At 40.5% G+C, this 12,800-nt stretch carries 12 protein-coding genes; 5 read left to right on the top strand and 7 right to left on the bottom strand.

Features of this window, described 5'->3' with window-relative positions:
* Positions 1-37: 37 nt before the first annotated feature.
* A complete protein-coding gene (locus DS737_RS02780; protein WP_113996708.1) occupies positions 38-1,501 on the top strand; it encodes a phospholipase D family protein in 1,464 nt (487 codons plus the stop codon).
* Positions 1,502-1,542: 41 nt separating this feature from the next.
* Here DS737_RS02780 and DS737_RS02785 read toward each other — a convergent pair whose 3' ends face one another.
* Positions 1,543-1,989, bottom strand: coding sequence for a hypothetical protein (locus DS737_RS02785; RefSeq protein WP_171065834.1), 447 nt, complete (start codon positions 1,987-1,989; stop codon positions 1,543-1,545).
* 168 nt (positions 1,990-2,157) lie between these two features.
* Between DS737_RS02785 and DS737_RS02790 the strand changes: the two genes are divergently transcribed.
* Positions 2,158-2,649, top strand: a complete 492-nt coding sequence (locus DS737_RS02790; RefSeq protein WP_113996709.1) for an RcnB family protein — start codon at positions 2,158-2,160, stop codon at positions 2,647-2,649.
* Positions 2,650-2,802: 153 nt separating this feature from the next.
* Entirely contained in the window at positions 2,803-3,177 is a 375-nt protein-coding gene (locus DS737_RS02795) for an RcnB family protein (RefSeq protein WP_113996710.1), read from the top strand.
* Between the two features lie 40 nt (positions 3,178-3,217).
* Here DS737_RS02795 and DS737_RS02800 read toward each other — a convergent pair whose 3' ends face one another.
* The 4 genes from DS737_RS02800 to DS737_RS02815 all read right to left on the bottom strand — a co-directional run bounded on the left by DS737_RS02800 (position 3,218) and on the right by DS737_RS02815 (position 8,277).
* On the bottom strand, positions 3,218-3,718 hold the full coding sequence (locus DS737_RS02800; RefSeq protein WP_113996711.1) for a phosphate-starvation-inducible protein PsiE: 501 nt from the start codon (positions 3,716-3,718) through the stop codon (positions 3,218-3,220).
* 116 nt (positions 3,719-3,834) lie between these two features.
* Positions 3,835-5,616, bottom strand: a complete 1,782-nt coding sequence (locus DS737_RS02805; protein ID WP_004640759.1) for an acyl-CoA dehydrogenase C-terminal domain-containing protein — start codon at positions 5,614-5,616, stop codon at positions 3,835-3,837.
* A gap of 160 nt (positions 5,617-5,776) precedes the next feature.
* A complete protein-coding gene (locus tag DS737_RS02810; RefSeq protein ID WP_005089176.1) occupies positions 5,777-7,579 on the bottom strand; it encodes an acyl-CoA dehydrogenase C-terminal domain-containing protein in 1,803 nt (600 codons plus the stop codon).
* Between the two features lie 326 nt (positions 7,580-7,905).
* The gene (locus DS737_RS02815) at positions 7,906-8,277 is read right to left on the bottom strand and encodes a heavy-metal resistance (RefSeq protein WP_113996712.1); all 372 of its coding nucleotides are present in this window, start codon (positions 8,275-8,277) and stop codon (positions 7,906-7,908) included.
* Between the two features lie 131 nt (positions 8,278-8,408).
* Between DS737_RS02815 and baeS the strand changes: the two genes are divergently transcribed.
* Both baeS and DS737_RS02825 read left to right on the top strand, forming a co-directional pair.
* Positions 8,409-10,085 carry a sensor histidine kinase efflux regulator BaeS gene (gene baeS / locus DS737_RS02820; protein ID WP_004640752.1) on the top strand — a complete coding sequence of 559 codons (1,677 nt, stop codon included), beginning with the start codon at positions 8,409-8,411 and terminating at the stop codon, positions 10,083-10,085.
* 44 nt (positions 10,086-10,129) lie between these two features.
* The gene (locus DS737_RS02825) at positions 10,130-10,813 is read left to right on the top strand and encodes a response regulator (RefSeq protein ID WP_005083316.1); all 684 of its coding nucleotides are present in this window, start codon (positions 10,130-10,132) and stop codon (positions 10,811-10,813) included.
* A 53-nt stretch (positions 10,814-10,866) separates the two neighbouring features.
* On the opposite strand, the gene DS737_RS02830 is transcribed toward DS737_RS02825, so the two are convergent.
* A complete protein-coding gene (locus tag DS737_RS02830; RefSeq protein WP_113996713.1) occupies positions 10,867-11,952 on the bottom strand; it encodes a peptidase associated/transthyretin-like domain-containing protein in 1,086 nt (361 codons plus the stop codon).
* Between the two features lie 222 nt (positions 11,953-12,174).
* Positions 12,175-12,771: a L,D-transpeptidase family protein gene (locus tag DS737_RS02835; RefSeq protein WP_042874462.1), complete on the bottom strand. Its 597-nt coding sequence runs from the start codon at positions 12,769-12,771 to the stop codon at positions 12,175-12,177.
* Positions 12,772-12,800 lie beyond the last annotated feature (29 nt).

Here is a 12,800-nt window from a genome sequence, read left to right on the forward strand (position 1 = left end):
AGCCTTAATTCATTAGGCTAGGGCTTTTTCTTTTTATATGCGTATCTTCCAACGAATCCATCAAAAATTAAACTGGTCAGGTCGGCGTTACATGGCAGTCATATTAAGTATTTTGGTGATCGGGTATCTTGCTTCTGCAATTTACCACACAGTAAAACCACTTCCGAAAGGATTGGATTTTACTGGACCACTTCGCCATGCCAATGTGAAATTTTTAGCGGATCAAACCTATCTAGATACGCAGGGACAGCAACAGGTTGATCAACACATTTTTGATGAAATGTTGCAACTGATTAACGAGGCTAAAACCACCATTGTGCTGGATATGTTTCTTTTTAATCAGGAAGTCGGAAAGTCAAAAGTCCAGCAGCGCCCATTAATGCAACAATTAACAGATGCGTTGGTGGTCAAACGTCAAGAAAACCCACAAATACAGGTGGTGCTGATCACGGATCCAATTAACTCGGTTTATGGTGGGATTGCTCCAACACATTATGCTCAATTACGCCAAGCAGGTATTCAAGTCATTGAAACAGACTTGAAACCCTTGCGCGCCTCAAATCCACTATGGTCTGGATTTTGGTATATCTGTTGTCAGGACTTAGGGAATAACCCAAATCGAGGATGGTTAAACAACCCATTTGGTGAGCAAAAAATAACTTTGCGTAGTTATTTATCGCTGTTTAATTTTAAGGCCAATCATCGTAAAACCTTGGTTGTGGATACAGATTCAGGTTGGAAAAGTTTAGTCACTTCGGCAAATCCACATGATGGCAGTTCGCGTCATAGTAATGTTGCACTAGTCGTAGACGGCGCAACAGCAATTGATATGCTGCAAACAGAGCAAACGGTTGCACAGATGTCACACGGGGGAAGCCCGATCGTGATTATGGGCGGCCTAACTGAAGATAAAAGTCTCCCTCAAGTTCAAGTACTGACTGAAAAAGCAATTTACACAGCTGTTCTGAAAATGATTGAAGGTACTGAGAAAGATGAATATTTAGATGTTGCAATGTTTTATCTGTCTGAAAGAAAAATTATCAATGCGTTGAAACAGGCACAACAACGGGGCGCAAAGATTAGGATTATTCTTGATCCCAATAAAGATGCTTTCGGACGTCAGAAGAATGGCATGCCTAATCGACAAGTCGCTTCTGAATTGAATGCTGTAGGCATTCCAATACGTTGGTGTGATACCCGTGGCGAGCAGTGTCATAGTAAAATGTTATTAAAATACGATAAACAACATGCCGAGTTGATTTTGGGTTCTGCTAACTTAACCGCACGTAATCTAAAAAATTATAATCTCGAAACCAATATGCGAGTGTTTGGTTCTACACAAGCGCCAGTGTTTAAAGATGCTCAGCAGTATTTTGATTCATCGTGGGAGAATCAGAATGCACGTCAAATCACGGTTGATTATGTAAAGTATGCGGATGAATCGAAAGGAAAATACTGGTTGTATCGCTTTATGGAGTGGTCAGGTTTATCGACTTTTTAATGCTTATAACCCCTCTTTTGATAAGAGGGGGGGATATTTCTTTAGGCACTCGGCGGGATCAACTGATCCAAATCTTTATCTGCAAGTTGCTCTAATTCGCTTAGGTCTGTTTGAATTTTCCATTGTCCTACTTCGTCTACTGGATTGGGTAAACGTGCTTCTAACCAATCACAAATCACGTCTGGATTAAACTCAGGATGATTGCATTGAATTACCCAAGCCAAAAAGTCTTTTGGCTCGCCATTCATATACGGTGGGGGAGAAACTGGGAAAAACTGTGTAGGTAAACGTTCATTGGTCGATAAATAGTTCAATACATGTCCGAGTTCCTGAACGGTTTGCCATGCGAGTGGATGTTCTACATCGATATTGAATTTAAACCACCATGCATGTTGACCATCTGAGCCATGCGCAACAATACGTGATTCTTGAACGCTAGGAACTTTACAAAAAAATTGATAGAGACGATCAAAGTTCATTTCCGACACAGCTATTGACTCAAAACTCAAAAATAGATTCTAGCACATTCTAAAAGTCAGCTAAAAAGTGTCTCCTTATTTCATCCTAAATCAAATTGAAATGGCAAACAATGTAACAGTCTCTGTAGATTTTTTGTTCTAAAATATTGTAATGATAGTCCTTATGAGGATAGGGCAATGCTGCAATCAAAATATTATCGACATGGTATGATCGGTTTGCTGAGCTACTTTTCAGCGATGACTTATGCTGATAATGCATGGGGTGGTTATAGTGGTGTAGAACGTCGGTCTTATCATCAAACTACACCTTCTTATCAGCAACCTGCGCAAGATCCTTTTGCATTTTCTAATCAGCGCTATACGCCAACTGCTCCACCTAAAGGCTATTACTATCAACCTTATCAAAATAGCCATCCATATCCGCGCTATCCACAACCTCGAGTACGAATAGAATATTATCCTGATACACAAACAGAATATCGCTATCGCCGTGAATCGTTTGTTGTTGGAAATGCATTACCTGCTGAGTTTAGAAATGAACGTTATGTGGTGCGAGATTGGGGATATTATTCATTACGTGAACCACCACGAGGCCGCCATTGGGTTGTGGTCGATGGTCGTTACTTTTTGGTGACGGATGATAATTACACCATTGAAATTATCCGTTGATATGCTCAGTGTACCAATAATGGACAGCTTCAATCAGTCTCCATAATTTCTTGGAAATGATTACAAAGTTTTGCAATGTCCAAGCTTTTGTTCATGGTTTCTCCCAGAGTTTCTTTTAATCTGACTTCAGATCAAAGAGCAGAGGATCAAAGAATGAAAAAGACATTAGCACTACTAGTTTCAACAATAATGTTAGGTATGTCTGCATGTGCTGTGGCAGAGCCGTCAAACCAATGGAAACATGATCATAGAGATCGTTATGACCATCGTTACGACCGTTATGACCATCGTAAAGACCAACGTAAGCCACCACATTGGTCAAATGCGGATCGTGGGAATCATTATGGGCAACGTATTACATTTAAACGTGGTGAACGTGTACCTTCTCAGTTCCGCAATAGCCGTTATGTGATCTCTAATTATCGTCAACATCGTTTGTATCAACCACCACGTGGTTATCAATGGATAAAGATACAAGGTCGTTATATCTTAGTTGATTCTAAATACCGCGTGTATCGTGTCGCATAAACTAGAGACAAAATTCAAGCAGGCTGTGGCCTGCTTTTTTTTATGCTAATTCGTCATCTTGGGGTTTCGGGATTTTATTGGCGGACACAGTATGTTCTTGATCTTTACCGCGAAGTACTGATGGGTAGTGCCATGATGCAAAACGAACCACGAGAATTGCAAAAGCTAGGATTAGAATCGAACCAGTAATAATCACAAGATCTATTGATGCTTTATGATGGTGCTGAATGTCGGCAATCAATAAGCGAGTCAGAGCGGTAATGGCAATATAAATTAAAAAGCGGACAGGCATATGATTGGTTTTGAAGTAAATGCCAACCATTGCCCCCAGTTCAAGATAAATAAATAGTAGAAGAATGTCATCGATGCTTGCATATTGTTTGACGGTGAGCATCTCAATCACAGTATGCACGGCTGACCATGCGATCATGCAGCCAATGATGAATAAGGCAATATAATGAAAAGCCTCAACCGCATAATGACCAAAACGATCAGACAAGCGTTGTAAATTTTCCAGTTTTTTATCTTTTTGAGTAGGCATTGCAATAGTGACTCTCAGCGCGATGATAAGTCTGTTATGCAATTTCTATGCTGTTTTATAAAATTTGATGAAAAAAAGCGCCTGAATATTCAGACGCTTTTTGTTCAATTCAGTGATTAAGCTTGATTTGTGAAATAGTCTTCACTAAAGCTCATGATTAAGTCAGAACCAGCTTCAACTTTCTTAATACGTGATTCTAGTTCAGGTAAAATACGTGTTACGAAATATTGAGCTAAAGCAAGCTTGCTTTGGTAGAAATCACCAGACTTGTCTTTCGCAGCAGCAGCGATTTTTGCGAACATATAGGCAAAGCTGAGTAAGCCAACCGCATGCAAGTAATCAACCGCAGCTGAGTTCGGGAACTCTACATTTTCCGCAGCTTGTTCAATGATAAACTGAGTGACTGCTTCAATTTCTGTCGCCGCATCTAAAGTTGCATCTTTGATGAAGTTCAAATCTGCGTCTAATGTATTGGCAAAGTCACGGATTTCAGTGATGTATTCAGCGATAAATGCACCGCCATTTTTAATCACTTTACGACCAATTAAATCCTGAGACTGAACACCGTTGGTGCCTTCGTAGATCTGAGCAATACGAAGATCACGAATACATTGTTCCATGCCCCATTCACGGATATAGCCGTGACCACCAAATACCATTTGTGCATCTAAGGTTGCTTGGAATGCAGTATCTGTGAGGTACGCTTTTGCGATTGGCGTTAACAGCGCAACGCGATCATTGGCTTTTTTCACTGCTTCTGGATCAGTCGAGAATTTAGTGATGTCGAGTTGCTGACCTACGTAAACTGCAAATGCACGAGATGCTTCATTGTTGGCACGAACATTGAGCAACATACGACGTACATCACCGTGAACTAAGATGCTGTCAGCCGGTTTGTTTGGAGATTGAACCCCAGCTGCGCTACGGCCTTGTAGACGATCAGTCGCATACTGTGCTGCATTTTGGTAAGCAAATTCAGAAGCACCAAGACCTTGGATACCCATCGATAAACGTTCGTAGTTCATCATCACGAACATCGCTGCAAGACCTTCGTTTTCTTTACCAACGAGGTAGCCTTTTGCACCGTCAAAGTTCATGACACAAGTCGCAGAGGCTTTGATCCCCATTTTGTGTTCGATTGAACCAGGACCTACTGGATTGCGTTCACCTAACGAACCATCTTCATTTACAAGGTACTTTGGTACGATGAATAAAGAAATACCACGTGAACCAGCTGGCGCATCAGGGGTTTTTGCAAGTACCAAGTGAATGATGTTTTCAGCTAGGTCGTTGTCACCGCCAGTGATGAAGATTTTAGTACCAGTGATGTTATAAGTACCATCTTCGTTACGTTCAGCTTTAGTTTTGATAATCCCTAAATCTGTACCTGCATGTGGCTCAGTTAAGCACATGGTACCTGACCATTCACCAGAGTAGATTTTAGGTAAATAAGTTTCTTTTTGCTCTTGTGATGCATAGCTATTTAATGCCATACCAGCACCCACAGAAAGAAGCGGGTAGAGCATGAATGATGGGTTGGTTGCGAATAACATTTCATCAGAAAGTACAGTCAGCATTTTAGGCATTGCCTGACCGCCCCATTCTTCATCCGCACCTAAGCCGATCCAACCGCCTTCAGCATATTGACGGAAAGCTTCTTTAAAACCAGCAGGTGTAAATACATCACCATTTTCCCAACGCGCGCCTTCTTCATCGCCTGTACGGTTCAGTGGGTGAGTGACGTTTTGGGCAAATTTTGCCATTTCTTCTAAAATTGCTTCTGCGGTTGCAGCATCTACATGAGCAAGTTTCTCATTAGACTGCCAAAATTGTTCTGCTTTAAATACATCATTTAAGATGAATTTCATGTCTGCTAAAGGAGCATTGTAAATTGGCATAATCGTTCCCTTCTACGCACAGGTCATGTGCAAAGTGATCAAATAAAACGAACAAATAAATGAATAAGGTAAATTTAGCATTGATTAAACAAAAAAAGGACGGTCAAAACTGACCAGTCCTTTTTTTGTGATGAACGTTGCATCTCATTCTAATCTATGATTAGAACGCGAAGTGTTCCGCATCAAGTTCAAACAATGGCTCAACACCTGTTGAAAGAACGTCTACGTGAGAGCGAATACGTGGCAAGATCTTCTTGAAGTAGAAACGTGCAGTGGTAATTTTCGCATTGTAGAAGTCTACGTCAGTTGTGCCTTCTGCCAATTTCTCTTGTGCAACAAGTGCCATACGCGCCCATAAGTACGCAAGCGTTACATAGCCAGCAAAGTATAGGTAATCAACTGCAGCTGCACCTACTTCATCAGGATTTTGCATTGCACGCATACCGATTTGCATGGTGATGTCGCCCCATTCTTTGTTAGCAGCAGCCAATGGCGCAACAAATTCTTGCATTGCTGCATTGTCTTTGTTCGCTTCAACAAATTTATGGATGATCTTGGTGAAATCTTTCAGCATTGCACCTTGAGTTTGCAATACTTTACGACCTAACAAGTCAAGTGCTTGAATCTCAGTTGTACCTTCGTATAAGCAAGCAATACGTGTATCACGTACGATTTGCTCCATACCGTGTTCAGAAATGAAACCGTGACCACCAAAGACTTGTACACCGTGCTTCGCAGATTCAGAACCAGTTTCAGTTAAGAATGCTTTAGCAATTGGTGTTAACAACGATAAGATGTTGTCAGCAAACTTACGCTCTTCTTCTGTTTCGCCTTTTTCAACGATATCAGCATATTGAGCCAATAAGTAAACCAGCGCACGACCACCTTCAGCAAATGACTTTTGAGTTAAAAGCATGTTGCGAACAGCTGGGTGAACAATGATTGGATCTGCTTCTTTTTCTGGTGCTTTAGGACCAGAAAGTGAACGCATTGCTAAGCGATCTTTCGCATAAGCCAAAGCGCCTTGGAAAGAAGATTCAGAAGCAGATAAACCTTGAACCGCAGTACCGATACGTGCAGTGTTCATAAATGTGAACATGCAGTTTAAGCCACGGTTTTCAGGTCCGATTAAGTAACCTTTTGCTTTATCAAAGTTGATTACACAAGTTGCGTTACCATGGATACCCATTTTGTGTTCAATCGAACCACAACGAACCGCATTACGCTCACCAATAGAACCGTCTGCATTTAAGTTGAATTTTGGTACGATGAATAATGAAATACCTTTAGTGCCTTTTGGAGCACCTGGTAAACGTGCAAGAACGATATGGATGATATTGTCAGCCATGTCATGTTCACCAGCAGAGATAAAGATTTTCTCGCCAGAGATTGCGTAGCTACCATCATCATTTGGTTCTGCTTTGGTACGGATAATACCAAGGTCTGAACCTGCATGAGATTCAGTCAAACACATGGTACCTGTCCAAACACCTGAAACAAGGTTTGGTAAGTAAGTTGCTTTTTGCTCGTCAGAACCATGATGTTCTAAAGTACGTACAGCACCGTGAGAAAGACCAGGGTACATACCCCAAGACCAGTTTGCTGTGCCTACCATTTCAGAGATGGTGATCCCTAAAGAGTTTGGTAATGCTTGTCCGCCAAATTCTTCATCTGCAGAAAGTGATGGGAAACCGAGTTCGATATATTTTTGATACGCTTCTTTAAAACCTGTAGGCGTAGTCACAACACCGTCATTCCAAGTACAACCTTCACGGTCGCCAACTTGGTTTAATGGAGAAAGCTCATTCTCACAGAAATCAGCCGCTGCTTCTAAATATTGATCAACCAATTCACGGCTTACGGTGCCTTGAAATGCAGGCAGTTTTGCGTAATGTGCTTCAGCATTTAATAATTCGTGCAATACGAACTGCATATCACGTAAGGGTGCTTTGTATTGTGGCATAGCGGGTTCCTCAATACTGGTGAAACCAGAGTTATAATCTTAGTCAATGATAAATGTGCCCAATGGCACCATTTTGTACCGCTAATCGTGCAACAAGTTATAGTTCGGTACAAGCTATTACAGGTCATTTCTTAGTGACTGCTAAGTCAAAGATTGTTATGTAGCCTGTTTAAGCACTGAGATTGTATGTGTTTTTTGAGTTTTTTACTCAAATTCGATCGCTAAAATCGTAAGCAGCTGTGTAAAGCAGTAAAAATGTGATTTTTATACTAAATTCCACCACTAAAAAAGGCGCTTCAATGCGCCTGTATCAACGGTGATTTGAATTAAGTTGTTGCATTACTTTGTCGTTTAAATTGTGATTTATCAGGCGTAAAGCGTACTTCACAAGTTCCTTCGATTACACGATTATTCAACTGAACATTGACACGCTCACCAATTTTTTTCCCTTGGCAAGCTTGTTCTACTTTTGCTCGCTCCGCTTTATGTTTCGCTCGCATTTGTTCACGATGTTCTAAGCGTTGTTCACGTTTGGCTTGCCACTCAGCATGTTGTTCTGGTGTAAGTTCACGTTTTTGGTGAGCATGACGCTGCTCTGCTTCTATTGACGGTTTTTGTGCTGTTGTTGATTGGCAAGCTGCTAAACCCATCGCAGAACCAAATAGTGCCGTCATCATAACGAGTCTAGTTTTGTTCATCGCTATATCCTATATCATTGATTGTGATTTGATGGATAAAGATTAGATAATAAAGATGAAGAAACAATGGAGAGTTTTTTTGAAGCATGTTGGGTACAATTCATAAGTAGAACAATATTGAGACTTAAATTTTGAATGTTCGTCGTGTTCCGATCGCTTTGCGCTTATTTCTCACAGTGTTACTCACGACCTTGCTGATCGCAACGATTAGCTTAGGCGTGTTGCATTGGACGATGCAAAAAAACTTTGCACGTTATGTTGCTGACGTTGAAATGCAGAAGTTGGATCGTTTGATTGCCAATCTTGGTAACGTTTATAGAATATATCATGACTGGGGCAATGCGATTCAGGCACAAATTTTACAAATTGAAGGAACCGCCGCACCTGATGATTATGATCGTCTTTCACAGTGGTGGTTGCGTAGACAATATGATATTGCTTTACAACAACGTTATTTTAATGAACACACATTGTTAAACCTTTCACCAACGTTGACGCAAAATAATGCCGAGATCAGAAGTCGTCAGATCTTTAATGAAGAAGAATTACAGGTTTTAAAACAGAATTTACCATCAGAATATCAACCTTTTGAGGGGTTGCGCTTTCCACTAAGTCCTAGCCAATTTCGTTTGAAAAAAGAAGGCTCGGAGGACGAACAAGAAAACAAAACCAACAGTGCTAATGTAAATACGCAAGCGAAAAAGCGTTTTGTATCAATACCCGATCGTTTAGGATTAAGCTCTCGTCTATCGTTATACAATGAAAATCAACAATTCATTGTGGGTGAACCATCATCGGATCAGTTGTCGTATCGTCCTATTGTCGTAGATGAAAAAGTAGTGGGTTATCTCGGTCTGAAACCTGTTTTAGATCAGGATGATGCTTCTAGTATCAATTTCTTTAGTAATCAAAAGCGTTATTTACTTTTGGTTTACGCACTTACATTGCTATCGAGTCTGGTTGCCGCCTTACTAATGGCCACTTATTTTAAAAAGCCGATTCAACGTTTGTTGCAAGCAACGTTGGAATTAACCCGTGGTAATTATCAACATCAGGTGATGATCAAGCGAAACGATGAACTCGGTGATCTATCGAATCAATTGAATCATTTAGCCGATATTTTACATCAGCATGAGCAATCTCGCCGTCAATGGGTGGCGGATACTTCACATGAGTTGAAGACACCATTAGCAGTATTGCAAGCGCAAATTGAGGCAATGCAGGATGGAATTCGAAAAGCGACACCAGAACATCTTGAGGCAATGATGCGTCAAGTATCCAGTTTAAAGAAACTAACTCAGGACCTAGCAGATTTAGCGCAGGCGGAAGCACAACAACTGAAATGTTATTTTGCTGAAGTCAATCCTTGGGATGTCGTACTACAAGAAGTAGAAAATTTTAAATCGACTTTTGAGCAACATCAGCTCGAAGTTGAATTATTAGGTGAGGGGGCATTGTTGTCCTTAGATCGTGATCGTTTTAAACAGATTATCGTGAATTTACTTGGAAACTGTGTGCGTTATACCGAAAAAGGCGGAAAAATACAGATTCACACTCAACAAGATCAACAACAATGGATATTGTATGTGGATGATAGTCCTTTGGGGGTGAGTGATGAGCAATTGGCACGTCTTGGTGAGCGATTCTATCGGGTTGATGATTCACGTACACGCAGTACAGGTGGTACAGGTTTAGGCTTGGCACTCTCGACTAAACTCGCACAAGCATTAGGTGGTGCACTGACGTTCGAGCATTCCCCATTAGGTGGATTACGCTGTGTACTCACGTTCCCAAAACAAATTAAATAACGTCGTAGTCCTCGGTTTGAGGATCGTAAAATAGGATGAAAATCATGAAACATATTATGTTGGTGGAAGATGAGGTTGAACTGGCTCAGCTCGTTCGTGACTATTTAGAAGCTGCTGGTTTTGAAGTGAGCATGTTTCATGATGGTCAAGATGCTTATACCCAATTTCAGCAACGCAAACCAAGTTTGATGATCTTGGATTTGATGGTGCCACGTATGGATGGTTTGACCATTTGCCGTAAAGTGCGCGAGCAGTCAGATTTACCGATTATTATGGTAACCGCACGAACTGAAGAAATTGATCGTGTTTTGGGTTTGAACATGGGTGCTGACGACTATATCTGTAAGCCATTTAGCCCGAAAGAATTAGTTGCGAGAGTACAAGCGGTACTCCGTCGTTTAGAGCGTAAGGCCGAACCAGAGCAAAATGATTTATTCCGCATCGATAAGGCTCAGCAACGTATTTGGTATCAACAAAAAGCACTGACTTTGACACCAACAGAGTTTCGTTTACTTGAGTTATTCTTAGAGCACTTAGGGCAGGTCTATTCGCGTGCACAATTATTAGATCATATTAATCCTGACAGTTTTGATGTGGCAGATCGCGTGATTGATAGTCATATAAAAAACCTGCGTCGTAAGATCTCAGAAGCTGCGGACACAGGCAATCGCCATGAATGGATTCAAGCGGTGTATGGTGTAGGTTATCGTTTTGAATATCCTGAATAATCTAAAAGCTTGCCTTAGAGTCTTAATAAGGCAAGCTTAATCAACATATAAACTTAGAAACAAACCAAGAAACACATGATTTGGGATTTGTCTAAAATTATATTTACACTATCGCCATCTTTTGGAATGGTTACGGGTTTTTCAAAGGAAGTACCTTCTTTAATCACATAGCTCCAGTGTGCAATCTGATCATTTGAACCAATATGTTGATTGCCTACATAGACATCGGTTCTTCCTACAACTTCAGTACGGCTAACACTTTTTTCATAAGAAAAATTTGCAACGAGGATGTATTCACCTGCGGGTAGATTAGTGAATTTAAAATGTCCTTGATCATCTAAAATACGTGTAGACATAAAATGTTTAAGAATGTTCTCAGGAATTTGCTCAGGAATCTTTTGATTGCGCTTAACTTGTTCGTACCATGCTTTAAACTCATCTGTCATCCAGATTAATCCAACTGCTTGACTTCCTTTTGGCGGGTATTGCTTTTTCGCAAGAATTGCACCTTTGTAAAAAGCTTGTCCAGTAATAGTTGAGTTACCCAATGGTCGAATTTCAGCTGTAGCCTGTTTCAATGTTTTGGTTTTGACTGTGTTACCTGCAATACAATCCAGCATGGCATTACGCGCTAGAGCAAGACCGTCATAATCTAAGCTGAAAATGGTTGCATGATTGAGGCGCAATTGTAGATCGTGTTCAGCATCACGCATGGATTTTAGGGTTTGATGAATGTCTCCAGTACTGACTGCAAGTATTCCTGTATTTTGACTCGGTAAAATTTGAGCTTTAAGTGGCGTTGAGGCTAATTTTTTTTGTACCAGTTCAACACGTGCATCTTGAGGGGAGCGGGCTGTTGGGATATTTTTTCCTTGAAACAAAATGGTCGCACTCGACGATTGTTTGGTTGGCCCGAAAATGGAAAAACTAGTCTCTGAATCCTGTAAGGGTATAAATCGAATCGCACAGTTCATGCGAGGTTGTTTTAAGTCTTGTTTTAGTACCCAAGCGCCTAGAGCGGATCTCGAAATTACTTGGGTATCTTCATTTGAGATTGACAATGGGGCGGCGAGTGAAGAACAACTAAAACTTAAAAAGACACACGCAAAAATTGTTTTTATTAATGTTGTTCGATACATTTTTAAGATCTCATTTATATTTTGCTTATTTTGTCATAGCTACTCATTTCCTAAAAGAGAGGATGGATAACTATCTTAATTTGTTTTGAGCATCTGAATAGTACTCATTTATTCTAATGCTTTTATCCTGTGGATAACCACAAGTTTATCCACAGAAAATGTGGATATTTTTCTGAGCTTTGTGCTGCTTATATCTACAGTTATTTAGGGTCATTTAGAGCATTATGGGTGGATTACGATTTGAGTATTGTTATCCACCAATTGCCAGATTTCATCCATATCAATATTTCTAACCGCAATACAACCAAGTGTCCAATCTCCCTGAGGAAAATAAGTCATACTGGTTGGTAAATTAAGATATTCCTTTGGCACACTACCATGAATCATAATATCTCCACCTGCTGATCGTCCTTGTTGTTTAGCATAAGCGGCATCTTGTTCATTTGGATAGGAAATATGCAACGATTTATAATAGGCGCTATTGGGATTGCGCCAGTCGATGCTATATGTCCCTTCAGGTGTTTTTCCATCCCCCTCGAATTGTTTATGACCCAAAGGATTAAACCCTAAGCGCATTGGATACTCACGAATAATCTCGTTGTGATGCTTGAGTTGTAAGATCCGTTGATGCTTAAACACTTCAATCTTGGTAATCGGGGTGTTGTCTCTAATGTATATGATTTCCTCGTCGGATAATGATTGTGGCATGACAGAGCCTGTCGGCATCATTGTGCTTGGAATATAGGCTCTGTAAACATATAGCCCTATCCCAATCAGCAAAATAATGATACTGGCACATATCGCTATCCAAGGTTTCATTGTTTTTTTATTCCTTTTGCATACTGATC

It is taken from the genome of Acinetobacter haemolyticus (genome assembly GCF_003323815.1).
GTDB lineage: Bacteria > Pseudomonadota > Gammaproteobacteria > Pseudomonadales > Moraxellaceae > Acinetobacter > Acinetobacter haemolyticus.